The sequence below is a fragment of the Variimorphobacter saccharofermentans genome (genome assembly GCF_014174405.1).
GTDB classification, from domain to species: Bacteria; Bacillota; Clostridia; order Lachnospirales; family Lachnospiraceae; genus Mobilitalea; species Mobilitalea saccharofermentans.
In genome coordinates, this window is the sequence record NZ_JACEGA010000001.1 from 1,298,260 (window position 1) to 1,325,139 (window position 26,880).

28 protein-coding genes are annotated in these 26,880 nt (G+C 38.3%); 24 read left to right on the plus strand and 4 right to left on the minus strand.

What is annotated here, in order from left to right:
* Positions 1-68: 68 nt before the first annotated feature.
* From pyrE to queA, 11 genes are all read left to right on the plus strand, one after another.
* Positions 69-746, plus strand: coding sequence for an orotate phosphoribosyltransferase (gene pyrE, locus H0486_RS05690; RefSeq protein WP_228352078.1), 678 nt, complete (start codon positions 69-71; stop codon positions 744-746).
* A gap of 46 nt (positions 747-792) precedes the next feature.
* Positions 793-945 (plus strand): hypothetical protein, encoded by a 153-nt coding sequence (locus H0486_RS05695; protein ID WP_228352079.1) that lies wholly within the window; start codon positions 793-795, stop codon positions 943-945.
* A 417-nt stretch (positions 946-1,362) separates the two neighbouring features.
* The gene (locus H0486_RS05700) at positions 1,363-2,187 is read left to right on the plus strand and encodes an AraC family transcriptional regulator (protein ID WP_228352080.1); all 825 of its coding nucleotides are present in this window, start codon (positions 1,363-1,365) and stop codon (positions 2,185-2,187) included.
* A 157-nt stretch (positions 2,188-2,344) separates the two neighbouring features.
* On the plus strand, positions 2,345-3,316 hold the full coding sequence (locus H0486_RS05705; RefSeq protein ID WP_228352081.1) for a sugar phosphate isomerase/epimerase family protein: 972 nt from the start codon (positions 2,345-2,347) through the stop codon (positions 3,314-3,316).
* Positions 3,317-3,354: 38 nt separating this feature from the next.
* Entirely contained in the window at positions 3,355-4,410 is a 1,056-nt protein-coding gene (locus tag H0486_RS05710; RefSeq protein ID WP_228352082.1) for a Gfo/Idh/MocA family protein, read from the plus strand.
* Between the two features lie 94 nt (positions 4,411-4,504).
* Positions 4,505-5,266 carry a sugar phosphate isomerase/epimerase family protein gene (locus H0486_RS05715; protein WP_228352083.1) on the plus strand — a complete coding sequence of 254 codons (762 nt, stop codon included), beginning with the start codon at positions 4,505-4,507 and terminating at the stop codon, positions 5,264-5,266.
* A gap of 25 nt (positions 5,267-5,291) precedes the next feature.
* The gene (locus H0486_RS05720) at positions 5,292-6,371 is read left to right on the plus strand and encodes a Gfo/Idh/MocA family protein (protein ID WP_228352084.1); all 1,080 of its coding nucleotides are present in this window, start codon (positions 5,292-5,294) and stop codon (positions 6,369-6,371) included.
* A 155-nt stretch (positions 6,372-6,526) separates the two neighbouring features.
* A complete protein-coding gene (locus H0486_RS05725) occupies positions 6,527-7,015 on the plus strand; it encodes a GntR family transcriptional regulator (RefSeq protein WP_228352085.1) in 489 nt (162 codons plus the stop codon).
* Positions 7,008-7,910, plus strand: coding sequence for an ABC transporter ATP-binding protein (locus H0486_RS05730; RefSeq protein ID WP_228352086.1), 903 nt, complete (start codon positions 7,008-7,010; stop codon positions 7,908-7,910). Before H0486_RS05725 ends, H0486_RS05730 begins: the two co-directional genes overlap by 8 nt.
* The gene (locus H0486_RS05735) at positions 7,885-10,011 is read left to right on the plus strand and encodes a DUF6449 domain-containing protein (protein WP_228352087.1); all 2,127 of its coding nucleotides are present in this window, start codon (positions 7,885-7,887) and stop codon (positions 10,009-10,011) included. Before H0486_RS05730 ends, H0486_RS05735 begins: the two co-directional genes overlap by 26 nt.
* Before the next feature lie 272 nt (positions 10,012-10,283).
* Positions 10,284-11,336: a tRNA preQ1(34) S-adenosylmethionine ribosyltransferase-isomerase QueA gene (gene queA, locus H0486_RS05740; RefSeq protein ID WP_228352088.1), complete on the plus strand. Its 1,053-nt coding sequence runs from the start codon at positions 10,284-10,286 to the stop codon at positions 11,334-11,336.
* A gap of 182 nt (positions 11,337-11,518) precedes the next feature.
* Here the strand turns inward: queA and H0486_RS05745 are convergent, their stop codons facing one another.
* A complete protein-coding gene (locus tag H0486_RS05745; protein WP_228352089.1) occupies positions 11,519-12,916 on the minus strand; it encodes an NAD(P)/FAD-dependent oxidoreductase in 1,398 nt (465 codons plus the stop codon).
* Positions 12,917-13,504: 588 nt separating this feature from the next.
* On the opposite strand from H0486_RS05745, the gene pheS reads away from it, so the two are divergent.
* From pheS to H0486_RS05780, 7 genes are all read left to right on the plus strand, one after another.
* Positions 13,505-14,545 carry a phenylalanine--tRNA ligase subunit alpha gene (gene pheS / locus H0486_RS05750; RefSeq protein ID WP_228352090.1) on the plus strand — a complete coding sequence of 347 codons (1,041 nt, stop codon included), beginning with the start codon at positions 13,505-13,507 and terminating at the stop codon, positions 14,543-14,545.
* A gap of 94 nt (positions 14,546-14,639) precedes the next feature.
* Positions 14,640-17,024 carry a phenylalanine--tRNA ligase subunit beta gene (pheT, locus tag H0486_RS05755; protein WP_228352091.1) on the plus strand — a complete coding sequence of 795 codons (2,385 nt, stop codon included), beginning with the start codon at positions 14,640-14,642 and terminating at the stop codon, positions 17,022-17,024.
* Positions 17,025-17,099: 75 nt separating this feature from the next.
* Entirely contained in the window at positions 17,100-17,657 is a 558-nt protein-coding gene (locus H0486_RS05760; RefSeq protein ID WP_228352092.1) for a GNAT family N-acetyltransferase, read from the plus strand.
* Between the two features lie 339 nt (positions 17,658-17,996).
* Positions 17,997-18,743, plus strand: coding sequence for a CPBP family intramembrane glutamic endopeptidase (locus H0486_RS05765; RefSeq protein WP_228352093.1), 747 nt, complete (start codon positions 17,997-17,999; stop codon positions 18,741-18,743).
* Positions 18,744-18,890: 147 nt separating this feature from the next.
* Positions 18,891-19,448, plus strand: coding sequence for a signal peptidase II (locus H0486_RS05770; protein ID WP_228352094.1), 558 nt, complete (start codon positions 18,891-18,893; stop codon positions 19,446-19,448).
* Positions 19,449-19,509: 61 nt separating this feature from the next.
* Positions 19,510-19,944 (plus strand): large conductance mechanosensitive channel protein MscL, encoded by a 435-nt coding sequence (mscL, locus tag H0486_RS05775; protein ID WP_228352095.1) that lies wholly within the window; start codon positions 19,510-19,512, stop codon positions 19,942-19,944.
* Between the two features lie 171 nt (positions 19,945-20,115).
* The gene (locus H0486_RS05780; protein WP_228352096.1) at positions 20,116-21,150 is read left to right on the plus strand and encodes a glycoside hydrolase family 5 protein; all 1,035 of its coding nucleotides are present in this window, start codon (positions 20,116-20,118) and stop codon (positions 21,148-21,150) included.
* Between the two features lie 140 nt (positions 21,151-21,290).
* On the opposite strand, the gene H0486_RS05785 is transcribed toward H0486_RS05780, so the two are convergent.
* Both H0486_RS05785 and H0486_RS05790 read right to left on the minus strand, forming a co-directional pair.
* Complete coding sequence (locus H0486_RS05785; RefSeq protein WP_228352097.1) at positions 21,291-21,728, minus strand: hypothetical protein; 438 nt, start codon at positions 21,726-21,728, stop codon at positions 21,291-21,293.
* Positions 21,718-21,930, minus strand: a complete 213-nt coding sequence (locus tag H0486_RS05790; protein ID WP_228352098.1) for a helix-turn-helix transcriptional regulator — start codon at positions 21,928-21,930, stop codon at positions 21,718-21,720. The genes H0486_RS05785 and H0486_RS05790 overlap by 11 nt, the downstream gene beginning before the upstream one ends.
* Before the next feature lie 311 nt (positions 21,931-22,241).
* Between H0486_RS05790 and H0486_RS05795 the strand changes: the two genes are divergently transcribed.
* From H0486_RS05795 to H0486_RS18745, 6 genes are all read left to right on the plus strand, one after another.
* Positions 22,242-22,760, plus strand: coding sequence for a YqeG family HAD IIIA-type phosphatase (locus tag H0486_RS05795; protein ID WP_228352099.1), 519 nt, complete (start codon positions 22,242-22,244; stop codon positions 22,758-22,760).
* Between the two features lie 68 nt (positions 22,761-22,828).
* Positions 22,829-23,365, plus strand: a complete 537-nt coding sequence (locus H0486_RS05800; protein ID WP_228352100.1) for a shikimate kinase — start codon at positions 22,829-22,831, stop codon at positions 23,363-23,365.
* Positions 23,366-23,375: 10 nt separating this feature from the next.
* A complete protein-coding gene (gene aroQ, locus H0486_RS05805) occupies positions 23,376-23,816 on the plus strand; it encodes a type II 3-dehydroquinate dehydratase (RefSeq protein ID WP_228352101.1) in 441 nt (146 codons plus the stop codon).
* 117 nt (positions 23,817-23,933) lie between these two features.
* Complete coding sequence (locus tag H0486_RS05810; protein WP_228352102.1) at positions 23,934-25,001, plus strand: M24 family metallopeptidase; 1,068 nt, start codon at positions 23,934-23,936, stop codon at positions 24,999-25,001.
* A gap of 81 nt (positions 25,002-25,082) precedes the next feature.
* Positions 25,083-25,640, plus strand: coding sequence for an elongation factor P (efp, locus tag H0486_RS05815; RefSeq protein WP_228352103.1), 558 nt, complete (start codon positions 25,083-25,085; stop codon positions 25,638-25,640).
* A 154-nt stretch (positions 25,641-25,794) separates the two neighbouring features.
* Positions 25,795-25,980, plus strand: a complete 186-nt coding sequence (locus H0486_RS18745) for a type II toxin-antitoxin system HicB family antitoxin (RefSeq protein WP_228352104.1) — start codon at positions 25,795-25,797, stop codon at positions 25,978-25,980.
* 21 nt (positions 25,981-26,001) lie between these two features.
* Here H0486_RS18745 and H0486_RS05825 read toward each other — a convergent pair whose 3' ends face one another.
* A complete protein-coding gene (locus H0486_RS05825) occupies positions 26,002-26,778 on the minus strand; it encodes a shikimate dehydrogenase family protein (RefSeq protein WP_228352105.1) in 777 nt (258 codons plus the stop codon).
* Between the last annotated feature and the right edge of the window lie 102 nt (positions 26,779-26,880).

The following is a 26,880-nucleotide window of genomic DNA, read 5'->3' on the forward strand; positions in this document are numbered from 1 at the left end:
AACTTGCTTTATGTTTGTACGCGTTTATGATATAATTACCGATAAATACACATAGAATGGAGATAGTTATGGAACAATATAAGAAGGAATTTATTGAGTTTATGGTTGATTGTGGGGTGTTAAAATTCGGAGATTTCACTACGAAGAGTGGACGCAAAACCCCTTTCTTTGTAAACACAGGCTTCTATCGTACAGGAACACAATTGAGAAAGCTGGGTGAATATTATGCCAAAGCAATCCATGATCAATATGGTCTGGACTTTGATGTACTGTTTGGTCCGGCATATAAGGGAATCCCTCTCAGTGTGGCAACAACGATGGCAATCAGTGAATTCTATCAGAAAGATATAAAGTATTGTTCTAACCGTAAAGAAGTGAAGGATCATGGAGATACAGGAATTTTATTAGGATCACCAATTTCTGATGGTGACCGGGTTGTAATAATCGAAGATGTGACTACAGCAGGAACATCCATCGGTGAGACAATGCCAATTCTGGCAGCACAGGGAGATGTAAAGGTTCTTGGTCTGGTTGTATCAGTGGATAGAATGGAACGGGGACAAGGAACCAAGAGTGCCTTATCTGAAATCGAAGATAATTATCATATAGCTACGACAGCCATTGTTACTATGAAGGAAGTAGTAGAGCATCTGTATAATAATCCATATAAAGGAAGAATTGTTATTGATGATGCTTTGAAGGCATCCATTGATGCTTATTATGAGCAGTATGGAGTACAGGAATAATCTGGATGGATTAAGTTAAGAATAACAGTAAAGGAGGGATTTGAATATGATGGAAAAAATCTATACAACGATGAAATCAGTAGGAGTATGGAATCTGGTAATGGGAATACTGTTAATTGTAGCCGGTGTTGTATCTGGGATTTTATTAATTTTGAACGGAGCTAAGTTACTTAAGAAAAAATCCGACCTGTTATTTTAGTTCAGCTATCATATAGTAAGTTCTCTCTTAAATTAAATTTCGTTATTCAGGGACTATTGTAGAATATATTTACAGTGATGATATATTATCACTATACACTGCAAATATATTTTACAATAGTCCCTTTTCCTACAATATCAGGAAGCTTCACTTAGGATATGAACAGTAGACTCATTTATTATTATGAACAGTAGACTCATTTATTATTATGAACAGATGGCTGCATTTTGTTATATAAACCTTAAGCTTCATTCTGCTATATGGTTGAATACACCGAAGCGGTTTGATACAATGAAGAAAAGAGTAGTGAATGAAACTGGAAGTATTAGAATATATGATCAGGGTCTCAAAACCCTAATCATAAGATAAGTATAATAAACCCGTAGTCACAGTAGTGTCTGGGAAGGAGAACATACCATGCATGATATTAATTTATATGAGAAGAAAATAATCAATGATGAAGAATTCCCGGTACAGATGTTTCAGAATCAAATACGTAAACCAGGAGTTTATTTCACGCCTCACTGGCATGAGCATATAGAAATTCACTATTTTATGGAGGGACGGGGAGTCATTAAGTGTAATCAAAAGCCTTTTGAGGTAAAGGAAGGAAGCTTAGTAATAATTAATAGTAGTGAATTACATGAGGGGATAAGTTATACGAAGGTTTGTGACTCCTTGGTTCTTATTTTTGAAATGGATGCATTTTCGAAGGAGACAGCTAATTTCAATGCGATTTTCCAGACCATTATTACGGACGATTCTGTGATTAATGAATTGCTACAATCCATGTATCGGGAGGACATGGAGAAGCAATTGGGGTATAAGATGGCTTTGCGTGGCAAAATATATGAACTGATTACGTACCTGTTAAGAAATTATGTTGTGGAGAATCTCTCGAACAGAGAAAACAGTAAGCGTATACAGAACCTGACAAGATTGAATACGGTGTTACAGTATATTGAAAATAATTATACAGATCCGATTACGATAGGAACACTGGCGGAGCTAATACATTTAAGTGAGTATCGATTTTGCCATTTGTTTAAAGAAAGCATAGGGCAAAGTCCTTTGAGTTATATTAATGAGGTACGGTTGAAGAAAGCTCACCATCTATTGGAGCAAAAGGAAATGACCATAGCTGAGGTAGCGGCTACGGTCGGCTTTCAGGACTATAATAATTTTGGACGGCTGTTTCGAAAAATGTATGGATATGCACCTTCAAAGACATGGAGTAGTTAATAGCAAGAATGTATGTATTATCAGCAAGAAATCCATAGCTATTTTCAAGTGAGAATTATATTATGATGCTATAAAGCAGTAACGGAATTCCATACTATGATTTCCCTATAAATTGCTGGTCAGCATGGGAAAGATTCGTTTACGAGGAGGTAATAAAATGAAATTAGGTACGTTTACAGTAGTATTGGGTGATATGTCCTTTGAGAATGCATGTGAATTTCTATCAAAGAACGGTGTTCAAATGGTGGAAATCGGGTGCGGTGGCTATCCAGGAAGGGCACACTGTGATCCAAATGAGTTATTATCCGATGAAGGTAAATTAGAGAATTTTAAGGCAATACTTGCTAAGAATAATTTAGAAATTAGTGCATTGAGCAGTCATGGAAATATGGTTCATCCGGTTAAGGAAATTGCGGACAAGTTCGACGAGGATTTAACTAAAGCGATATTACTTGCTGAAAAACTTGGAGTTCCGGTGGTGAATACATTCTCTGGATGTCCGGGAGGAAGTCCGGAGGACAAGACACCTAACTGGGTAACATGCCCATGGCCGGATGATTTCTCAGCGATACTTGACTATCAATGGAATGAAGTCCTTATTCCTTATTGGAAAAAGAAAGTAGCCTTTGCTAAGGAGCATGGCATTCATAAGATTGCACTAGAGCTTCATCCAGGCTTCTGTGTATATAATACAAGTACCTTACTTCGACTGAGGGAGGCAGTAGGCCCTGAAATTGGAGCGAATTTTGATCCTAGTCATCTGATCTGGCAGGGAATGGATCCGTGCGCAAGTATTCGGGAATTGGGAAAGGCAGGAGCAATCTTCCACTTCCATGCTAAGGATACGAAGGTAGATACTTATAATACAGCCGTGAACGGAGTACTTGATACAGCCCATTACGGAAATGAGATTAGCCGTTCCTGGATCTTCAGAACTGTAGGATATGGACATGGAGAGGAATTCTGGAAGGGTATTATATCCGAGCTGAGACTGGCAGGATATGATTATGCAATCAGCATTGAGCATGAAGATAGCCTAATGTCAGGTAGAGAAGGTTTACTAAAAGCCGTAAGCTTTCTTAAGAATGTACTGTTATACGAAGATAGAGGAAGCATGTTCTGGGCATAAATCAAGACATAAGGGTTATCGACAGAATGGAGATTAATATGGAACAAAAGAAATATAAAATCGGTATCGTTGGTTTTGGAGGTATGGGTAACTGGCATAGAGAGACTTTAGAAACCATCGAAGGTATCAGTGTAGCAGGAATATATGATATTGATGAAGAACGAGTTCGATATGCAAAGGAATGCGGTGTTCACTCATATCAGAGTTTGGAGGAGCTTCTTCAGGATCCGCAGATTGATCTGGTATTAATTGCAACTCCTAACGACCTTCATAAGCCAATTGCGATTCAGGCTATGCAGTCCGGAAAGCACGTAGTGAGTGAAAAGCCTGTAACTTTATCCAGTGCGGACTTACAGGAAATGATTGATGTGGCAAAGAAGACCAAACGGCTTTTCACGGTACATCAAAACAGACGTTGGGATGAAGATTTCCTTACAATTCAAAAAATATATCAGGAACAGCGATTGGGAGAAGTTTTCCGCATAGAATCCAGAGTACATGGTTCAAGAGGAATTCCCGGTGACTGGAGACAGGAAAAGGCTCATGGCGGCGGTATGGTATTAGACTGGGGAGTTCATTTACTGGATCAGATATTATTGATGATGGGAACCGTTAAGTTGAAGAAGGTATATGCAACAGTAACGAATGTCACCAATCAAATGGTGGATGATGGCTTTACTGCTATCTTACGCTTTGAAACAGGACTTGAGGTGCTGGTTGAGGTAGGAACAAGTAATTTTATATCTCTGCCGCGATGGTATATTCTTGGACAAAATGGTTCTGCCATTATTGAAGATTGGGATCTCAGAGGAAGAATTGTCCGTGCTTCAGGGAAGAATGAGAAGGATGTAGTACCTGTACGTACTGCAGCCGGTCTGACGAAAACGATGGCACCAAGAAGAGAGGATACCATATTTACTGAGGAGTTACCAAAGGTGAAGAGTGACATCCGTGACTTTTACCGTAATGTGATAAAGGTAATGGATGGAACAGAAGAGCCTAAAGTCAGGTTACCTGAGGTAATGCGTGTCATGAGACTGATGGAGGCTGTTTTTGAATCGGCCAAGCGTCATGAAGTAATATCATTTGAGTAAATTATGTGTAATAGATACGGTAACATAATATGTTGGTTCAATTCATTATCATTGACAATTTATATGTCAGTGTAACTTAAGAAAGGATAGGATTATGAAGAGATTACCCGTAGGAGTACAAGTTTATTCCATCCGTGAGGATGCGGAAAAGAATTTCTTAAAAACCATGACGGATATTAAAAATATGGGGTATGATGGCGTGGAATTAGCTGGTCTTTATGGCTATACGCCTGAGAAAATCAAGGAAATGCTTGAGGGTATCGGATTAATTCCGATCTCAGCACATGTTCCCTATGAGGAGTTGAAAAATGATCTGAAGGGTACTGTAGAGAAGTATCGGATTATCGGATGCCGGTATCTGGTTATTCCGTATCTGGTAGAGGAAAAGCGTTATGGTACCGAAGCATTTGATCAGTTTTTAAAGGATGTTCCGGTTATAGCTGAGGAATGTAATAAGTTTGGCATCACACTGCTTTATCATAATCATGATTTTGAATTCGCTCGTACGAAGGATGGCTCTTATGTACTTGATTTTATTTACGGGCAATTTCCAGAGCAGGTGTTGAAGGCGGAGATTGATACTTGCTGGGTTAAGTACTCCGGTGTAGAGCCTACAGCATATATGAAACAATATGCTAATCGTTGCCCCGTTGTTCATCTCAAGGATTATAACGGAGCGGATCCTTTTGAATTCCGTGCATTGGGACAAGGTGTACAGGATATCTCCTCTTTATTGGAGACTTCTATCGAGATTGGAGCAGAATGGATCATCGTAGAGCAGGATGAGCATTCGGGTCATTCAGCGATGGAAGATATGAGACTGAGCAGGGAATACTTAAGAAGTTTGAATTGGTAAACGAAGGGATAGAATGGAGGATATTATGAGAAAGGTTAAAATTGGTATAGTTGGTTGTGGTGGTATTGCGAATGGTAAGCATCTGCCCGCAATTCAACGAAATGGGAACTTTGAAATTCTTGCGTTTTGTGATATTAAGAAGGAGCGTGCTGAGGAAGCAAAGAAGCAGTATGGTACAGAAAACTCCAAAGTATATACGGATTATAGAGACTTGTTAAAGGAGAATGAGCTTGAGGCAGTATACGTACTGACACCGAACAAATCCCATGCGGAGATATCAATAGCTGCAATGAAAGCAGGCATGCATGTTATGTGTGAGAAGCCTATGGCGAAATCCTATGAGGATGGAAGAAGAATGCTGGAGACTGCAAAAGAAACCGGAAAGCTGTTAAACATCGGATATCAGAATCGGTACCGTGCAGATTCCATATACTTAAAACGTGCGTGTGATAACGGAGACCTGGGTGAGATTTATTACGCAAGAGCGCATGCGGTAAGAAGACGTGCCGTTCCGACCTGGGGTGTATTCCTGAACGAAGAAGAGCAGGGAGGCGGACCGTTAATTGATATCGGAACACATGCACTGGATTTGACTCTTTGGATGATGGATAATTATGAGCCGGAATCAGTAACAGGTTCCGTGTACCGCAAATTGGCGGACCAGAAAGAGCAGGGTAATGCCTTTGGTGAGTGGGACCCGGAGCAATTTACGGTAGAAGACTCTGCCTTTGGTTTTATCAAAATGAAAAATGGTGCAACGATTCATCTGGAGGCTTCCTGGGCATTGAATACTCTTGAAGTGGATGAAGCAAAAACGAGTCTCTGCGGTACCAAGGCCGGAGCAGATATGAAGGATGGACTACGTATTAATCGAGTTCAATATAATAAGCAATGCGTGGAGAAACCAGACTTAGGCAGTGGCGGTGTTGCCTTTTTCGAGGGTAAGAATGAAAGTGAGCCGGATTTAGAGCAGAAAGCATTTTACGAGGCGATTACAGAAGGAAAAGAGCTAGTTGTAAAACCGGAGCAGGCATTGGTTGTAACGAGATTGCTGGAAGCAATCTATGATTCAGCAAGAACAGGAAAAACAGTATATTTTGATTGATTCTTGACAATAATAAGTCAGATCTATTAGGTATTATAAGAATAAAACCTATAGTAGACACAATCCTATGAAGGGATTGTGTCTATTTTTATCGAACAGAAAATTTCTCAGAATTTCCTATTTAGTAAAAACTGATTGACAGAAGTTTGATCATCATGTATAATGACTGTACTAAGACAATTAGTACAGATAATACAAACAATAATTCGGATGTCAACCATTGGATTGGTTTTATCGTCCATTATTTATTGGGAAAGGAGAAGCATTTGATAATATTAGACTACAAAGACAGCAGACCAATTTATGAGCAAATTGTAGCACGTTTTCAGGATCTGATATTAAAAGGAGCGCTAGAGGTAGATACACAGCTGCCTTCTGTCCGGAATCTGGCGATGGAATTATCGATCAATCCCAATACAATCCAAAGAGCCTATACAGAATTGGAACGACAAGGATTTATATATTCAATTAAGGGAAGAGGTAATTTTATTGCAGCCAATGAACATCTTAAGAAAGAGAAAAGGGAAGAAATCTTTCGAAGTATATTAAAGCTGGTTAAAGAAGCCAGAGGAATTGGAATAAAGGAGGACGAATTAATTCATAAAATAGCGGAAGGGTATAAGGAGGATAGAGTCGATGATTGAGGCAGTTAATCTATGCAAACAATTTGATAAGATTAAAGCTGTTGATCAGGTCAGTGTAATGATCAGAGAAGGCAATGTATTTGGTCTTGTCGGTACCAATGGGGCTGGAAAAAGCACTATCATTCGTATGCTATGTGGTATATTAAGACAAGATAGCGGGACCATAAAAATAGATGGTATGGAGGTTTACGAGAATATTGATGCGAAGAAATTATTCTTTTATATCTCAGATGATCAGTATTTCTTTGCGAATGCAACCCCCAAAGATATGAAGAAATACTATAGTGTGGTATACCCGGATTTTGACAGCGGACGATTTACATCTATGATGAAGCAATTTGATTTGGATGAAAATCGTAAGATTAATACTTTCTCAAAGGGGATGAAGAAACAGCTTTCTGTCATTTGCGGAATTTGCGCGAATACAAAATATATATTCTGTGACGAGACCTTTGATGGTCTGGATCCTGTTATGAGGCAGGCAGTAAAAAGTATATTTGCAAAGGAAATGTCCGAACGTAATATGACAGCCATTATTGCTTCACATAATCTAAGAGAGCTGGAGGATATTTGCGATCATGTTGGCCTTCTTCATAGAGGTGGAATCTTGCTTTCGAAGGATTTATATGACATGAAACTAAGTATTCATAAGGTACAGTGTGTATTCCAGAATGAAGTGGATATCAATAGCATCTTTGAAGGAACAGAAGTCCTTAAGATTGACCAAAGAGGCTCGCTGTATACCATTACAGCAAGAGGAACGGAAGAAGAAATTCATGATCGAATACGAATGAGTAATCCAGTATTTTCGGAGATACTTCCACTGACATTAGAAGAAATCTTTATAAGTGAAACGGAGGTGGTAGGCTATGATGTCAAGAAGCTTATTTTTTAACCTGCAAAAAGAAGATATGAAGAGACGACTATGGACTGTGATAATATCAATGCTTGGATTTTTTCTTGCACTTCCCATATTTATAGCGATCAGCGTTGAGAATTATCATCCGATGGACGATATCAGTTACATATATGAGGATATTATAAGGACAATCGGTGTTCGCTCGGAATTATTAATATTATTGACTATTATTGGCGCTTGTGTCTGTGGATTAAGTGGGTTCTTCTATCTGCATTCGAAAAAGCAGGTGGATTTTTATCATAGTATTCCGGTGCGTAAGGAATGCCTGTTCAGTATTTACTATTTGAATGGGGTATTGATCTATTTAATACCTTATGTTTTCAATCTTGCGATTAGCCTGATTATTATTCAGATTAACGGATATATGAGTACAGAGGTATTTACCTCGGCACTGGCGGCACTTGGTTTTAACACTGTTTTCTTTCTTTTCATTTATACTGTTGTAATAATTGCAGTAATGTTAACAGGTAATTTTATTGTAAGTTGTCTGGGATCAGGTGTATTACTTTCCTATGGAGTGATCTTGCATTTAATTCGTGATACATATTTTAGAAACTTTTTTGTCAGCTATTATGCAGGTAATGACTTTGCCAGTGATTTTTTAATCTATCTGTCACCTGTTGGATATTATTACAAGGCAGAAACCAGGCTTGCAGATGGATGTGGTACTCAGGATATAATTATGATCGGAATTGCGATTCTAATCAGTGTGTTACTTGTGATAGGAGCACTACTGCTATACAAGTACCGTCCTTCGGAAGCAGCGGGAAAGGCAATGGCATTCCAAGCATCAAAAGCAATTATAAAATTCCTTATGGTAATTCCATTTTCTCTTGGAGGAGGTGTCTTATTCCGGAATATCTCGAATTTCCATTCTACCGGATGGTTGATATTTGGACTTATCTTTTCCTTGATAATAACCTACGCAGCTACGGAAATCATCTATGATTTTGATATACGAAGTGCTTTTAAGAATAAAAAGCATATTCTTTTATGTGCACTGGCTGTCGGAATTATTACCTGTGTGTTTCAGTTCGATTTATTTAAGTATGACAGCTTTATACCGAAGAAGGATAAGGTAAGCACTATGAGTATTGCCATAATGGGTATTGATGATCAGCTTCGGTATTTTGATGAAAATGCTGGTGATAAATATGCATATTATATGGACTATATTACATATCAATTAAAAAATATGGAAATTACAGATTTTGATAAGGTATATGAATTAGCTGAGATGGGAATAAGGGAACATGATAATCATAGTTTATCGAATCTTCGTAACGGATATTATGGTTATTATGGTCCTTATGAAACGAATTATATAAACTATTATATAAAGTACACCTATCATTCGGGCAAGGAGGTTTATCGTAGATATTTTATTCCTCTTGATGAAGGATATAATAAACTGAGAGATATTTTTGCTGATCAAGAATATAAAAAAGCGCATTATCCAATCTATGAATTTAAGGAAGAAGAGCTACAGCTGGGCTATTGCTCCAGTATGTTGAATTCGAAGGAATTTATGTTGAGTGAAGAAGATGAGAGAGAGCTGATAAGAGCTTATAAGGAGGATTTAAGTCAATTGACTTTGGATGAAATTGCTGAACAGGAGCCGGTGGCTACCTTATCGTTCTTCTACAATGATAAACAGCTGGAATACCTTGTATACCCTTCCTTTGCCAAAACGATTGATATATTGCAGAAACGTGGATTTGATGCAACGAAGCAGATTGATTCGAGCAATGTAAAGCAAATTAGTATAACCTATTATCAGATGGAAGTTATAGAAGATGCTGCGGGATATCCCAAAGAAACAGCATATTCCGTTAAGGACGAGGAACCGGTAATCTATACTGATAAAAATGAAATTGAGGAAATTTTAAATCATATAATATCAGAAGATTACAGGTGGAAGCAATATGGACTATTAAGTGCGGAGGAAGAGATGAATGTAGCGATATCTTACAAAGTAGATGAATTTGGTAACGAAGGAGTATATAATGCAAAATTCAAGCTTGGTCAGATTCCCGACTTTGTAAAAGAAGATATTGGTTATATTCCTTACGAATAAATTCTTTGTTATATAACGCTACCAATGGATAAATAATAATAAGTATTTTAGCTACCCACCATCAGAGCAGAATGCAACGATGGTGGGTTTTTTAACGAAAAGGAAATTCCCTGTATATCGCCAGTAAAAGCTCTGTCCAATTTATAAAAGTAGGGATGGATTTTTTCACAAGTGAGGGCTATAATTGTAATATCTGTGAAAATGAATTGAATTATAAAAGTATGACGAATAGGTATGATATAAGTTGAGAAGTACATTGTTAGGAGGACTGCATGAAGACACAGGATTTTTATTATGATTTACCGGAAGAGTTAATTGCGCAGGATCCTTTATCAGATCGTTCTGGATCCAGGTTACTGGTTCTGGATAAAAGGACGGGTGAAATTGAACATAGAATATTTCGAAACATAACTCAGTATCTGAAAAAAGGAGATTGTCTGGTTGTAAATAACACTAAGGTTATTCCAGCAAGGCTGATTGGTGAGAAGATACATGAAAACCAAGTGTCAGTCATGGAGGTTCCGGGAGCGAAAATTGAACTTCTGCTATTAAAACGAAGGGAAAATGATATTTGGGAGACGCTGGTAAAACCAGGTAAAAAAGCAAAACCAGGCACAAAGATCAGCTTTGGAGACGGCTTGTTGGTCGGTGAAATCATCGATACAGTAGAAGAAGGGAATCGTCTGGTAAGGTTCACCTATAAAGGTATTTTCGAAGAAATATTGGACCAGCTTGGTGAGATGCCTCTACCTCCTTATATCACTCATCAATTGGAGGACAAAAACCGGTATCAGACTGTATATGCAAAATATGAGGGATCCGCAGCCGCTCCTACGGCAGGGCTTCATTTTACCAAAGAGCTACTTGATGAAATAAAGGCAATGGGAATTCCCATTGCGAATGTAACTCTACATGTGGGACTTGGGACATTCCGGCCGGTTAAGGTAGAGAATATTCAGGAACATCATATGCATTCGGAAGCCTATCAGATAACCGAAGAAGCTGCAGATATTATAAATACGACGAAGCAAAATGGCGGCCGAGTGATCTGTGTTGGAACCACAAGCTGTAGAACGATAGAATCTGCTGCGGATGAACAAGGGATTGTGCATGCGGGAAGTGATGATACTTCCATATTTATTTATCCAGGATATCGCTTTAAGGTATTGGATGCCCTCATAACGAACTTCCATCTACCGGAATCAACCCTTATGATGCTGGTATCTGCGTTAGCAGGAAGAGATCATATCATGGCTGCTTATGAGGTAGCAGTTAAGGAGCGGTATCGGTTCTTTAGTTTTGGAGATGCAATGTTTATAAAATAATAGTTGAAATGATCACGTTAAAAGGTCTGACACATCACAATGTGAGACTTCCTTTAAAGCCTGTAATTCATAAATAAGCGCTTGTCGGTACAAGGGATTCAATATAAGCTGATCCATGAACCAACAAGCGCTTATTATCTTAGTTACACGACGGCAAGAATACTATAACATCATATATACTATTACTTCATTTTCGCCAATATACTTCTTGCAACACTGATTCCATTAGCAGAAGCCTGTTGTAAGCCACGAGTTACGGCAGCTCCATCTCCGATAGCACGAAGACCCTCCACGCTGGTCTCAAAATCTTTATTCACTACTACCTTATTGGAATAGAATTTCACTTCTACACCGTATAGAAGAGTTTCATCACTTGCTATACCCGGCGTTACTTTATCCAGAGCAAGAATCATTTCTTTAATATCCACCATAATACGATGTGGAAATACCAGTGATAAATCACCGGGAATAGCATCCTTTAGTGTAGGGATCAGGTTGTTACGACATAATCTTTCTTCTGTCGTTCTTCTTCCTCTTTGAAAATCACCAAAGGTCTGAACCAGGATACGTCCACCACAAAGCATATTACTTAATTGGGCAATATGCTTACCATATTCAATAGGTGTTTTAAAAGGCTTTGTAAAATTCTTTGATACAAGAATTGCAAAATTGGTGTTGTTTGTCTTGTAATCCTTGGATTTATACGCATGGCCGTTTACTACGGCTAAGTTATTCTCATAATATTCCGTAGCTACTTCACCTGAGGGATTCGTACAGAAGGTGCGAACCTTGTCATCAAAGGTAGGGGTATAGTATACCAGCTTTGCTTCATAAAGGTTCTTATTCAGGAATTCCATCACTTCGTCACGTACCTCTACCCGAACACCGATATCCACAGTACCAACCTTGGTTTCAATTCCATGCTCCATACAAATCTGACTGAACCAGTCAGAACCCTCACGACCGATAGCGGCTACTATTTCATTGGCATAATAGGTATCCCCATTTGTGGTTACGATTCCTTTTGCTTTCTGGTTTTCAATGAGGATATCCTGTACCATGGTATTGAATAGCATCTCAACACCGGAAGCAAGCAGGTGCTCCTGCAACCGGGTATATATCTTATATCCTTCTTCCGTACCAAGATGACGGATGGGACATTCAATCAATTTTAAATTCGCAGTAATAGCACGTCTTCTGATTTCCCGTATTTCGGCTTCTTTGTCCACACCGTAGACATTGGTATCAGCACCGAATTTCAGATAGATATCATCTGATTCCTTAATCAGCTCTACAGCCTTATCGTAACCCAGAATATCAGGAAGATTACCGCCCACATCAGGAGAAAGGGAAAGCTTTCCGTCAGAAAATGCTCCGGCTCCCGCGAAGCCGGTAGTTATGGCACAGGGTTGACAACCGACGCACTGTTTTGTGGTTCTCTTTGGACACATTCTCTTTTCAATGGGTCTTCCCTTTTCCACCATTAGTATTTTTAAATCTTTATTTTCCTTGATTAATTCATAGGCACAGAAAATTCCAGAAGGACCTGCACCAATGATAATGACATCATATTTTTGCATGTTCTATACTCCTTTGCATAAACCTCACGAAAAGGTTTTTGTAATTAAAGCTGACAACTAGAACCTCGTTGATTTTACCATAAATCGGGCATCTATGCAAGCGTTCCGATGCCTCTGCCATGCCAGAGTATGATTGTTTAAGCAGTTATATCCGAGCTTACTTTGAGGAAAAATGTATTTGAGTCTTGACAATACGAATAGAGTCGATTAAGATAGGAGAAAATGATAACAACGTTGAAGGTGAATGTAGTAGGATGTATTTTCCCGCCAGAGAGAATGTGCCACCGGCTGAGAGCATATTCAGGGTTCAGATAGATCACGAAGTTCGGCACCGGAGTTGCCTTTAAGATATTATTCAATTGAGTTAATCCATTGGAATAATAGAAGAGAGGCCGGATCAGTTCCGTTATAACTGTTAGAGGAGCTTACTTTTAAGCTTAAATCTGGGTGGTACCACGATGCTTTCGTCCCTTTGTGACGGAAGCTTTTTTTATTGTATAGGAAATTCGGAGAATTTTCTATACGGTAAAAATATACGAATAATCTAAAGAAATCACATGAATAAATTTTATTATAGGAGGAATGAACATGCTAGAAAATCTGGAACGTATCAAAGCCCAATTCAACGAAGAATTAAATGCAGCCAGCTCGAAAGAGGAACTGGAGCGGATTAGAGTGTCCTTTCTCGGAAAGAAGGGGCTCGTAACAGAGGAGTTAAAAAACCTTCGTAATCTGGATGCAGAAGCGAAGAAAACAGCAGGTATGCAGGTAAATATACTGAAGGCGGAATGCGAGAAAGCAATTGTCGAATATCAGAAGCTGATGGAAGAGAAAGAATATCAGAAAGAAATTGAAAGTGCTGAGCGCTATGATTATTCTATTCCTTCTGAAAAGCCCGTAGGAACACTGCATCCTATTACAATTGTTCAGAGACAGATTGAAAATATCTTTATAACAATGGGCTTTATTATAGAAGATGGTCTTGAGATTCAGACGGAGTTTAATAACTTTGAAGGAGTTAATATACCGAAGAACCATCCGGCCAGAGATATGCAGGACACCTATTATCTGGAGAATGGTCAGGTGCTGAAAACACATACCTCTGCAGCACAGAATACGATTATGAGAAAATACGGTGCTCCAAAGCCGGGTGAGCCACTCAAGGTTCTTTTCCCAGGCAGATGCTTCCGTAATGAGAATATTGATGCAAGTCATGAGAATACCTTCTTCCAGTTGGAGGGTATGATGATTGGAGATGACATCTCCATATCGAATCTGATTTACTTTATGAAGGTATTATTAACTGAGGTATTTGAACGTGAGGTAAAGGTTCGACTAAGACCTGGTTTCTTCCCGTTTGTGGAGCCAGGATTTGAACTTGATATAAACTGTGCTATCTGTGGCGGTGTAGGCTGTCCAACCTGTAAGCAGTCAGGCTGGCTTGAGCTGTTACCCTGTGGAATGATTCATCCGAATGTACTTCGTCTTGGTGGGATTGACCCGGATAAATATACCGGATTTGCATTTGGTCTGGGACTTACTCGTCTGGCGATGATGAAATACAATATTAAGGACATTCGTCTGTTCAACAGCGGTAACTTAAAGCAGTTAAAGCAATTTACTTTATAATCCACCCTATTATTGTGGGAAAAGCCATGAATACGATAACATCGTTGTACTAATATAAATGCCATGATCGGCAACAGATTGGAGGAAACAAAGAATGTATATTTCAATGAATTGGATCAATGAATTTACAGACCTTTCCGGTATAAATTTGAAGGATTTAATTAATCATTTTACATTATCAACCGCAGAGGTAGAAGATATATACGAATACGGAAAAAATATCAGGGGAGTTGTAGTTGGTAAAATAGTCGAAATTAACGATCATCCCAATTCAAAAAAGCTTCATCTGGTTAAGGTGGACATAGGAAGTGAGATAGTTGATTGTGTCTGCGGTGCACCCAATGTATTTGTCGGCGCAGTAGTTCCTTTTGCAACACTGGGTGGCCAGGTAGGAGATTTGGAGATAAAGGAAGCAAAAATAGCCGGTGAAATCAGTCATGGTATGTGCTGCTCTGAGAAAGAATTAGGAATCAGCGACGACCATTCCGGTCTGATGATATTGGATGACATCTATCCACTGGGTACTGATATTAAGACCTTTATGCAGCTGGAGGATACGATTTTTGAAGTGGATAACAAATCCCTGACGAACCGACCGGATCTCTGGGGACACTACGGAATCGCAAGAGAAATCTCTGTATTGACGAAGAGACCATTAAAACCACTCGATGTGGTGAATACCAGTGTATATAAAGATCTGCCGGAAATTGATGTTAAAGTGGAGGATACGGAAAAGGCTTTCCGTTACAGCTGTATTACCGTATCCAATGTAACAAAGAAGAAATCTCCTATAAATATGAGAATTCGTCTTACCTACTGTGGAATGAGACCGATCAATTTACTTGCTGACTTAACAAATTATTTGATGATGGAGCTGGGGCAGCCCATGCATGCATTTGATCATGGAAAGGTATCGAAAATCCGCGTGAAAACATATCCGGAGATTGTGGACTTTAAAACACTGGACGGTGTTGAAAGAACGGTTGATACAGATACCTTGTTAATCTGTGATGAAAAGGAGCCGGTTGCGATTGCCGGTATCATGGGAGGAGAGCTCTCAGAAATTACAGATGATACAACTTCTCTTCTTCTTGAGTCTGCCAACTTTGATGCTACCAGCGTGCGTAAATCAGCAACTCGTTTGGGATTACGTACCGATGCGAGCTCCAGATATGAGAAGACACTGGATCCGGAGCTTACGATTCCAGCTATTGAGCGTTTCTTAAAGCTATTGATGGATATCGACCCGGAGGTTAAGGTGACCTCATCCCTTACCGACTGCTATGTAAAGAAGTATGATACGATTACAATTGATTTTGATAAAGCGTTCGTTGATAAGTATACCGGTATTGATATCTCCTCTGATCAGATTGAGGAGACCCTAATTGCTCTTGGTTTTAAGGTGACACGTAAGCAGGATGTATTTCGTGTGATTGTGCCTAGCTGGCGTGCTACCAAGGACGTTACCATGAAGGCAGACATCATTGAGGAAATTACAAGAATTTATGGTTATGACAACTTTACTATTAAATCAACAAAGAGTTTTCTTACTCCGGTTCGTCATAGTGTAGAGAGGGAAAATGAATATCGCATTAAACAGATGCTCACTGAACGCTATGCCATGAACGAGGTACACAGTTATATCTGGTATGAAAGTAAAATGAATAAGGAGCTTGGCATTATTACAGAGCCTAATATCCGAATTATTAACTCGGTTACAGCTGAGAATGATACCATCCGCTCTACCATGATTCCAAGCCTGCTAGGATTTGTAGCGAAGAATGCGGATGCCTCTCCAGAGATGAGAATGTATGAAATTGGCCGTGTGGCGGATGGCCTTCGTTCCGATGGATTATGTAATGAGCGTAAACGCCTTGGTATTGTAATCGCAAGTAAAAAGTTAAGTGATAAAGAGGTTTATTTTAAATGTAAGGAAATCCTTGAGCAGCTGATGCAGGCCATCAAGAATGTAATACCTACCTTTACTGGAAAAGAGGAACTGGCAAAGTATAATTATGTTCATCCAGTAAACAGTGCTGCAGTTCTTCTTCAGGGTAAGGAGATTGGCTATTTCTCAGTACTGAATCCGAGAATTAAGAATAGGATTGATAAAAAGCTTAATGTCGCATTTGCTGAGATTGATATTGAGACAATGGAGACCGTGGCAGCAGAACCATTACGTTATGCAGAGGTTTCCAAGTATCCCGGTGTAACCATTGATCTTAGCCTGCTTGTGGATAAGACACTCCGTTATGAGAACATTGTGGAGTATGTGAGTGAATATTCCTGTCAATTCCTGAAGAGTTTCCATTTGGTAGACATCTTTGAGGATGAGAAGCTCCTTCCAGGCAAGAAAAGTTTAACGGTACGTTTTGAATTTGTATCGATGGAAAGAACTCTGGAAGGCCAGGAGATTTCCACTATGGTGGATGAATTACTTGCAGTGTTAGGCAAGCATGGAATAGAGTTAAGAAAATAATAATCCATGTAAATAGTAAATAATCGGTATATTTAGTTTGATCCTTGTATAATCATTTTCTGAAGGGATGTGGAAATGATTATGCATCATATCGGGACGAAATCCATAGAGACGGTTCGTTTATTACTTCGCAGATTTGAAAGTGATGATGCAGAAGATATGTATCGTAACTGGGCAGGAGATCCTGAGGTTTGTAAGTACTTATCTTGGGGACCACATAAGGATGTTGAGGTATCAAAAAAGCGGATAAGAGATTATCTGATTAATTACGAATTCAAGGATTATTATGTATGGGCAATTGTGCTAAAAAGTATAAATCAGCCAATTGGATCCATCAGTGTGGAGCTTTCAGATGAGTCATCAAGGACATGTGAAGTAGGGTACTGTCTTGGAAAATCCTATTGGAATAGAGGCATCATGACGGAAGCACTACTGGCTGTTATGCATTATCTGTTTTTCGATATTGAATATCAGCGTATCATGGCTAAGCATGATGTACTGAATGTGGCATCCGGCAAAGTAATGCAGAAAGCAGGAATGCAATTTAGCAGACTGGAACCCCGCGTCGGGACCCGCAAGGATGGTACAATTTACGATTGTGCAGTATATGTAAAGCATTTTACAGATGAGTGAAGGATGAAATGATGTCCGAATATTAATTATGTAACTAATTCTATGAAAGGTGCTGTTGCGTAAATATATTTTACAGGGAACTATGACTTACCTCACACACAGACGGAAGTACATGTTACTGATTTTATATGTCTCAGCCGAACATTTATATTCGCATACGAACTATAAATATTCGTCTGATTCATATATAATACAGCAACAAGTTCTTCCAACAGTGCATTATGGTAAGTCATAGTCCCTGCATATATTTAAGCAACAGCACCTTTCGCGCATATTTTCATTGCAGATACAAGGGAAACAATGGTAAAATGTGTTACATATAAGGAGGATATGTCGTTTATGATAGAGAGAAACAGAATTCTTAATATGGAGTTTGATGATAGCGTTCAAGGCTATAATTATATAGATGGTTTATTTGCAATTGGTTATTATTTATATCTAATGGTAATCCTGTACGTATTTGGAGTGGTATCCTTTAAGACTGATTTGATGAGCAATATGTATCGGGCTTTTCCTAAAATGAATGAGCAATTCGTTCAGAATATTTATTACATACCAGTTACAATAATCATGCTTTTACCGGTTTTCATAATGATGCTCCTTAAAAAACAGAAATGGGATAGCATCGGGATAAAAGGGACTAAGATTGCCAAATCCATTGCACTGGGGATATTATTTTCTATTCCCTTAGTGGCACCCTCCTTCCATTATGCGATACTAAATAATAAGAAGTTTATCCCTGTGGAGAATATGATATGGCTGTTCCTTTACTTTTTTATTGAGATTGCTTTGGTTGAAGAGATAAGCTATCGTGGATTTATACAGACCAGGATACAGGGTCTGATTAAATCAAAATGGTTGTCAATTATAACGGTTGGAGTATTGTTTGCTCTATCCCATATTCCTTTTCAGATGGTAAGAGCGGATAAACCGTTACTTGATTTTATTATTCAGGATTCAGTGCATCTGCTACTGACCTGCGCTATTCATATTTATTTGGTTTATTTATATACCAGAGATAACAATATTTTATCCGCGATAGTGGCACATGCGCTAATTGATTTTGTTCCAGGAATGTTTTATTAAGGATTGATTATTAAAGTAATGTTGGATATGGAGAAAATTTAGTATTACAATAATGAGTAGATGTTATTTAATATTACGGATCTTGTTTTTTTGCATATGATTAAACTTGATTTGAAATGTTAATAGTAAAGGAGAAAGATTTAATTGATGGGAAAGACTACAAGGAGAAAGAAACGAATAACACTCCTTTTTATTCTTATATTGATTATGGCAGATCAGGGGATTAAGCTCTATATTCAATATAGTTGTATGGACAAGCAATTTGATCTGTTAGGTAATTTTATTGCGTTTTCCCCGTACCGGAATACCAAATACTCCTGGTTTAATTCCCTTATAAATGCTGATATTGGATTCGCATCTCATGTTATCTTTAATGTGGGAATGGTAATTCTTATATTAATATTATTTGATTTTATAAATACCAGGTATCGAGAAAGCCGGTTTGTGAAGGTTATCTTTATCCCGTTAATTGCTGGGAGTTTATGCTCTCTCATTGATAAACTGGTATGGAATGGGAGTCTGGATTATATATGGTTGAAAGGGTTTTTCATTTTTGATCTTAAGGATGTGTATATATCAATTGCAGAGGTTGGTACTTTGCTCTGTCTAATTATTAATTATAAGGGATTGAGGAAATTTGATGAGCGAGTATTTGCTAAGGAGTTGATGATACATATTAAGAACAGATTTCGGATAAAAAAGTGACCACCATACTAATTAGTGTTACTATTGTACTGTTGAATATAAAATAATTGGAGGTGTATTTATGTTAAAGGAATTTAAGAAATTTGCATTGAGAGGTAATATGATAGATTTAGCGGTAGGTATCATTATCGGCGGGGCCTTCAGTGGGATTGTGAATTCTCTGGTTAATGATATCATCATGCCGCTTCTATCACTGATTACACAGAATATCAACTTTGAGGACTGGTTTTTTGCTCTGGACGGGAATTCATATGCTACACTTCAGGCAGCAAAGGATGCCGGTGCTCCCACAGTTAATTATGGATTATTTATATCGGGGATAATCAACTTTGTCATCATGGCATTTGTTGTATTCCTAATGGTTCGATGGATCAATAAATTAAAGAAGCCGGAACCAGCAGCAGAACCGACAACTAAGCAATGCCCATTTTGCTTATCCGATATCAATAAGAATGCAAAAAAATGTCCTCATTGTACTTCAGAGCTGAATGACTAGCTTATTTGCCTGATCTGTGGTGATAGTCTGGCCTAAAGACTGCATGGTTAAGCCATTTCTTTATAAGATATTGCATTTCTTATAATGCATATTCCATTGTAAGCTGATTAGAATGTAATATACTGGATAAGTAGAGAGTATAAGTTCTATTACATTAAGGGAGGATAAATTATGGGAAATACTATGCAGGGCTTTCAAACAGGTGTGAACTTGGGAGGCTGGATATCACAATTTCGTAATGGGGTGAAAGAACATTTTGATCATTTTATAACCGAAGAAGACATTAAGCAAATAGCATCCTGGGGATTGGATCACGTCAGATTACCTATCGATTATAATGTAATCGAGGATGATCAAACTCCTTTTCAATATAAAGAAGAGGGATTTGCTTATATTGACAATTGTATAAAATGGTGTGAAACATACCACCTGAATATTATATTGGATTTGCATAAGACAGCTGGATATGCTGCATTTTCATTGAACGAGAATCGTTTATTTGAGGATGAAACATTGCAAAACCGCTTCCTTTCATTATGGAAAGCATTTGCTGAGAGATACAGACACTATGGTAAAAATGTTGTATTTGAGCTCTTGAATGAAATTGTTGAACCCAACTCCGATCGTTGGAATCGATTAAGTAAAAGAGCAGTAGATGCAATTCGAAGCATAGATAAGAACCGGGTAATTATAATAGGTGGAAATAATTATAACAGTGTCAATACGCTTCGTGAGTTGGATTCGATTGATGATGAGAATATTGTATATACCTTCCATTTTTATGAGCCGCATCTTTTTACTCATCAAAAGGCAGGATGGGAGTCTCTTATGAAGGAATGTGATTTTGTCATTCCCTATCCATCGGGGAACGAGGAGTATCAGAAGTATATTAGTAAATCGGATTGCTTCCAGAGAGCATATGACTTTGAAGATCATATCGATAAAGAGACCCTTCGCAAATACCTCCAGCCGGCAGTGGAATTTATGAAGGATCGAAACGCTACGATTTATTGTGGAGAATATGGTGTGATTGATTATGCACCGTTTGAGAGTAATCTTCGTTGGCATGAGGATATATGCGATTTATTATTGGAATATAATATTGGAAGATGCGCTTGGACTTATAAATTGATGTCCTTTCCTCTGGTAGATAAGGACTCTAAGGTGTTGGATGAACGCATGATCAAAATTGTGAGTAAAAGATAGATGCTATTAATAAAATAATGTTATAGTCATGAAATAGAGATAATTATCGATCAAATTATAAAGGCTGATGTAAGTAAATCAGCAGGGATTATGGTAATTCATTATTCCTGTAAATGTACTTTACATCAGCCTTTATAGATTTACATTTCCTTATTATACTTTCCAATAAAATATATATTTGTCAACACGACAAACAGATATACTGCGATAATCGCTAGAATAATAGTCAGATCCACATTCATTAATGCTAATGTCAGGATGAATATACCCAATACCACGACCATAATGTCATACGCTTTCGCCTTAGCTTTATCACGTATCGTATTGAGACGCTCATCCTTTTCATTGATTTCATATTCTTTTGCTTTTTCAGGATTATTCTTTAATGATAATAAAGTAAATACGATGCTTAAGCCATGTCCGAAGATTCCGGAACCAATTCCAATACAGATATAGGGGTAAGTCTGAAGGATACCCTGCGCATCCCTGTTCGCTTTCCCCATGATAGCACCAAAGACAAGGATTGCAATTCCGATTAATGTGACAACAATATAACTACCGACCTTCTTATTCTTCATTTTCATTCTCCTCCTCATAGATAAAAATTTCTTCAATAGGCATACCAAAATACCGGGATATCTTAAATGCTAATAATATGGACGGATTATAACGTCCGTTTTCCAAGGAACCTATGGTTTGTCGGGACACCTCAAGAACAGCCGCCAGTTCTTCCTGCTTTATTCCTCTTTCTTTCCTAAATTCTTCTAATCGATTTTTCACCATGAACCTCCTTGATGTAAAGCTAACTTTCCATTTAATTGTAGCACCTTACATTATAAATGTCAAGTATACTTTCCATAACTAAAAATTAGAAACAGTTTTTATAAGTATGAATCGTATATATAATAAAATTGGGAAACGGGAATAAAACCAAAGTTGAGTACTCACACAGAACGCTAGTAAGTAAGGAACTGTTATATTTTTCTTGTACTATATTCTTTCGCTTGCTATAATAAATCTGATTAGGATAATGAAATCAGTATAGAATAATCAGCATAGATTATATTAGCAGTAGGAAAAAGGAGATTAATATGTTTCGAAAGTTTTATCCTAAGAGATTGGCGGACAGCTCCTATACCATCAATTATGAGAAATTATATCAGGAAGGGTATCGTGGTATCTTATTTGATATAGATAACACATTAGTGGAGCATGGAGCTGATGCCACGGAGCGGGCAGTGGAATTATTTGCAAGACTTAAAAAGATTGGATTTCAAACCTGTCTTATTTCAAATAATAGCGATGAGAGAGTGAAGCGTTTTAATAAAGACATCGGAACGAATTACATTCACAAGGCCAATAAACCATCAAGGAAGAATTACATTAAAGCCGTAGAGATCATGGGTACAAGTATTCATAATACGGTCTTTGTAGGGGATCAGTTATTTACGGATGTCTTTGGTGCAAATCGGATTGGTATGATGACTTATCTGGTTAAGCCGATTCATCCTAAGGAGGAAATCCAGATCGTTTTGAAACGAAAGCTGGAACGTATCGTACTTTATTTTTATCGAAGAGATGTTGCAAAAGGGAAAATAAAGCAGGAATAGAAGCTTTTAATAGAACAGTACACCATGCGATGGAAGGTTAACAGGATGGATTACAGGAGAGGAATAGCATGAAGGAAAATAGAAAACACAATGTAATACTGATCGGCTATATGGGCTCTGGTAAAACGAGTGTTGGCGAATGCTTGTCAAAGCGTCTGACTTATCACTTCCGTGATACGGATCAGCTTCTGGAGAGGAAAGCCGGTGATACCATAAATCATATTTTTGCGACCAGAGGAGAAGAGTATTTTCGTAATCTGGAGACTGAATTATTGATGGAACTCAACGATAATCTGGAACATACGGTGCTGTCTACCGGCGGAGGTCTGCCGCTTAGAGAGCAAAATGCCAGCCTTCTGAGAAAGATGGGGTATGTAGTATTCTTAAAAGCTTCAAAGCAAACCATTATAAAACGAATTAACAGAGATACGACCAGACCTTTACTACGAGGCGGGGATATTAACCAAAAGGTAGAGTCGATGCTGGCAGTCAGGACACCAATCTACGAAAGAACAGCTCACAAAATTATTGCAACGGATGACAAATCGGTTGATGAGATCGCGCTTTTGATTATGGAAGCGTATTTAAAGCAAATCAGCAAATAAGGAGGTTAAGATGAAGCTACTAGTAATAAACGGGCCGAATATCAATTTTCTTGGAATTCGGGAAAAGGGGTTATATGGAACTCAGAGCTACGAGGATTTATTATTAATGCTGGAAGCAAAAGCAAAGGAAAAGAAGGTAGAGATTGAGACCTTTCAAAGTAATTGTGAAGGGAGTATCATTGATCGAATACAGAAAGCATACTTTGATAAAGTGGATGGTATCATTATTAACCCCGGTGCTTATACCCATTATAGTTATGCAATTCGTGACGCATTAGCGTCCATCACCATACCAAAGATCGAAGTACATATTACTAATATTCACCAAAGAGAAGAATTCCGACATACCTCCGTTACGGCTGCTGTATGCAATGGTCAAATAGTGGGACTCGGACTTGAGGGCTATCTATTAGCGGTTGATGCAATTGTAAAAATGCTTACAAAAGCATAAAAATTAGCTACTACAAACTCGAAAAACAGGGCATAACTAAATTATAAAATGAAAGATAATATGAACAATGACAGTATGTATACTATAACAGAGTATAAGAAGAAAGACAGGTATATTATGGATAACTATAAGAGAATACAGAAGTTAATACAAGAGAAGGAGCTGGATGCCATCCTGATATCCAACGGCGATAATATGCGCTATATCAGTGGATTTGAGGGTGCAACTGGATATGTATATATTTCAGAAAAAAGACATTCAGTGATTACTGATTTTCGCTATACGATTCAAGCAGAGATGGAGGCTGAGGGGTACGAGATCATTACCATAGGTAACGACGGGTATTCACAGTCCATTAATGACATTCTGGCTACAGATGGAGTAAAGCGCTTGGGATTTGAGGCAGAGGATTTGCTTTATGCAGATTATAGTAGGCTCAGGGATACTTTAAAGCTGGATGAGCTGGTGCCTCTTGGCGCTGAGATCAGTAATATGCGTCGCATTAAAACTCCGAAAGAACTGGAATATATTAAGGAAGCGGAAGCAATCGGTGATCGTGTGTTCTCGGAGATTCTTAACTATATTAAGCCGGGAATAACGGAGCTGGAATTAGCGGCTAGAATTGAATATCTTCTTAAACTAAATGGTGCAAGAGCATTGAGCTTTCCTGCTATTGTAGCATCCGGCATCAATTCTTCCATGCCTCATGCAGTACCAACATCAAAAAAGCTTGAAACAAGCGATTTTGTTACCATGGATTTTGGGTGTGTGTATGAGGGTTATTGTTCGGATATGACACGAACCATTGTAATCGGGAAGGCTACGGAGAAGCAGAAAAACATATATAACCTGGTTCTGGAAGCGCAACAGGCAGCCCTTGATTTTATAAAAGCCGGTTATCAGGGTAAGGAAATCGATAAAGTTGCCAGGGATATCATATACAATGCAGGATATGAGGGATGCTTTGGACATGGCTTAGGGCATAGCGTTGGACTTCACATTCACGAGAATCCAAGGCTTTCTCCTTCAGAGGAGGCGATCATCGAAGCAGGGATGACAGAGACAGTGGAACCCGGTATCTATATTAAAGGGTATGGCGGTGTTCGGATAGAGGACCTGGTTGTAGTAACAGCAAGCGGCTGTGAGAACTTCACACATTCTGATAAGTCCTTAATCGAATTATAAAGGGTCCAAAAAAAAACTGTTGCAAAAAATGTCAGGTTATTATAGACTAAAGAGTAGTCAATCTAAGGAGGAATTTATAGTATGGTTTCAGCAGGCGATTTTAGAAACGGCATAACAGTTGAAATGGAAAATAACATATATCAGATCATCGAATTTCAGCACGTTAAACCCGGAAAAGGCGCAGCATTTGTTAGAACTAAATTAAAGAATATTAAGAACGGTGGAGTTGTTGAGAAGACCTTCCGTCCTACAGAAAAATTTCCACTTGCACGTATTGATAGAAGTGATATGCAGTACTTATACAGCGATGGTGATTTGTTCCACTTCATGAACGTTGAGAACTATGAGCAGATTGCCATGACAAAGGATGCGATTGGTGATTCTCTTGAGTTTGTTAAGGAGAACGAGATGGTTAAGATGCTTTCTCATAATGGACAGGTTTTTGCTATTGAACCTCCGTTATTTGTAGAGTTGGCAGTTACCGATACCGAGCCTGGATTTAAGGGTGATACGGCAACTGGTGCTACTAAGCCTGCAGTTGTTGAGACCGGTGCTACTGTATATGTTCCATTATTCGTAGAGCAGGGCGATATCATCAGCATTGATACCAGAACCGGCGAATATATGAAGAGAGTATAAACATCAAATTCTAATAACGCAAAACTATGGAAACGAGCGTTTTCAATGTTTTGCGTTATTTTATATTAATTCTGAGTGGCATGATATTTATAAATATTATCGCTTATTGTCAACAGCGATCATGTTAGCAAATTCTATTTCATATTGATTATCTGTGGTTATTACATATTTAGTTGTTTTAGAACCTTCAGATGACGGAGGTTTTGGAGTATATTTTCCTCATTTACCAGGCTGTATTAGCTATGGCAGTAATGCGGAGGAAGCTATCAAACTAAGCTCTAATGTAGCAGGATTACAGTCAGGGTGTTTTCTGAGCAAATTGACTCGGAGAACACCCTGATTTTATACTTTATAATTATATCTAGAGAGAAGCGTTTGATAATGATTCATACAATTCCAGATAAATCTCATCAATTCTTGCATCCTCAATATGTATGTTATGAAAGAACTCCTCGGCCTGCTTCGCCTGGGCGACAAGCATTTCCAGTCCATTAACGGATTTAATTCCGAGTGCTTCGGCTTGAAGTGTAAATTTGGTCTTAAGTGGATTGAATATTACATCAACCGCTGCCTCACATTTCTGAAAGGGACTAAGATCAATGGGAGAGTCATCGACATTCGGATACATACCGAGAGGAGTGGTATTTACAATCACTTCTGCATCATTGTGTTTCTCATAACAGTCTTCATAGGATATGGTGTTCGGTGAACTCTTTCTGCTTACTACATAGATTTCGGAAGCCCCAAGGTGTTTTAGCGCTGCCCGGACAGTCTTAGAGGTCCCGCCATTTCCAAGAATCATACATTTTTTACCCTGAATTTCAATGTGATTATGGAGTAGCATGTACTCAAATCCATAGAAATCCGTATTATATCCGGTCAGTTTGCCGGATTGGTTAACAATGGTATTAACAGCCCCGATTTCATTGGCCAGGGGAGATAACTCATCCAGATAAGGGATGACATCCTGCTTATAAGGAATGGTTACATTAATAGCATCAAAGCTCTTCTCACTCATAAAAGGATGAAATTCCTCCCTGCTTAGCGGAATGAGCTCATAGGAAATGTTCATTAGCTTTTCATGAATGATTTTTGAATAACTGTGACCTAATTTTTCACCGATTAATCCGTATCTCATATTCTTACCTCTGATTTCATAATTTATATAAGTGTCTTTTTATGTACGCTTTATACTGTTTATTATTTCGTACTATTATTCATATCTTGAGTTCAAGATGAT

Bases quoted from the DNA above. Each gene is read 5' to 3' on its own strand.
- pyrE (WP_228352078.1), top strand. From the start codon at position 69: ATGGAACAATATAAGAAGGAATTTATTGAGTTTATGGTTGATTGTGGG.
- H0486_RS05695 (WP_228352079.1), top strand. From the start codon at position 793: ATGATGGAAAAAATCTATACAACGATGAAATCAGTAGGAGTATGGAAT.
- H0486_RS05700 (WP_228352080.1), top strand. From the start codon at position 1,363: ATGCATGATATTAATTTATATGAGAAGAAAATAATCAATGATGAAGAA.
- H0486_RS05705 (WP_228352081.1), top strand. From the start codon at position 2,345: ATGAAATTAGGTACGTTTACAGTAGTATTGGGTGATATGTCCTTTGAG.
- H0486_RS05710 (WP_228352082.1), top strand. From the start codon at position 3,355: ATGGAACAAAAGAAATATAAAATCGGTATCGTTGGTTTTGGAGGTATG.
- H0486_RS05715 (WP_228352083.1), top strand. From the start codon at position 4,505: ATGAAGAGATTACCCGTAGGAGTACAAGTTTATTCCATCCGTGAGGAT.
- H0486_RS05720 (WP_228352084.1), top strand. From the start codon at position 5,292: ATGAGAAAGGTTAAAATTGGTATAGTTGGTTGTGGTGGTATTGCGAAT.
- H0486_RS05725 (WP_228352085.1), top strand. From the start codon at position 6,527: ATGTATAATGACTGTACTAAGACAATTAGTACAGATAATACAAACAAT.
- H0486_RS05730 (WP_228352086.1), top strand. From the start codon at position 7,008: ATGATTGAGGCAGTTAATCTATGCAAACAATTTGATAAGATTAAAGCT.
- H0486_RS05735 (WP_228352087.1), top strand. From the start codon at position 7,885: ATGATGTCAAGAAGCTTATTTTTTAACCTGCAAAAAGAAGATATGAAG.
- queA (WP_228352088.1), top strand. From the start codon at position 10,284: ATGAAGACACAGGATTTTTATTATGATTTACCGGAAGAGTTAATTGCG.
- H0486_RS05745 (WP_228352089.1), bottom strand. From the start codon at position 12,916: ATGCAAAAATATGATGTCATTATCATTGGTGCAGGTCCTTCTGGAATT.
- pheS (WP_228352090.1), top strand. From the start codon at position 13,505: ATGCTAGAAAATCTGGAACGTATCAAAGCCCAATTCAACGAAGAATTA.
- pheT (WP_228352091.1), top strand. From the start codon at position 14,640: ATGTATATTTCAATGAATTGGATCAATGAATTTACAGACCTTTCCGGT.
- H0486_RS05760 (WP_228352092.1), top strand. From the start codon at position 17,100: ATGATTATGCATCATATCGGGACGAAATCCATAGAGACGGTTCGTTTA.
- H0486_RS05765 (WP_228352093.1), top strand. From the start codon at position 17,997: ATGATAGAGAGAAACAGAATTCTTAATATGGAGTTTGATGATAGCGTT.
- H0486_RS05770 (WP_228352094.1), top strand. From the start codon at position 18,891: ATGGGAAAGACTACAAGGAGAAAGAAACGAATAACACTCCTTTTTATT.
- mscL (WP_228352095.1), top strand. From the start codon at position 19,510: ATGTTAAAGGAATTTAAGAAATTTGCATTGAGAGGTAATATGATAGAT.
- H0486_RS05780 (WP_228352096.1), top strand. From the start codon at position 20,116: ATGGGAAATACTATGCAGGGCTTTCAAACAGGTGTGAACTTGGGAGGC.
- H0486_RS05785 (WP_228352097.1), bottom strand. From the start codon at position 21,728: ATGAAGAATAAGAAGGTCGGTAGTTATATTGTTGTCACATTAATCGGA.
- H0486_RS05795 (WP_228352099.1), top strand. From the start codon at position 22,242: ATGTTTCGAAAGTTTTATCCTAAGAGATTGGCGGACAGCTCCTATACC.
- H0486_RS05800 (WP_228352100.1), top strand. From the start codon at position 22,829: ATGAAGGAAAATAGAAAACACAATGTAATACTGATCGGCTATATGGGC.
- aroQ (WP_228352101.1), top strand. From the start codon at position 23,376: ATGAAGCTACTAGTAATAAACGGGCCGAATATCAATTTTCTTGGAATT.
- H0486_RS05810 (WP_228352102.1), top strand. From the start codon at position 23,934: ATGGATAACTATAAGAGAATACAGAAGTTAATACAAGAGAAGGAGCTG.
- efp (WP_228352103.1), top strand. From the start codon at position 25,083: ATGGTTTCAGCAGGCGATTTTAGAAACGGCATAACAGTTGAAATGGAA.
- H0486_RS05825 (WP_228352105.1), bottom strand. From the start codon at position 26,778: ATGAGATACGGATTAATCGGTGAAAAATTAGGTCACAGTTATTCAAAA.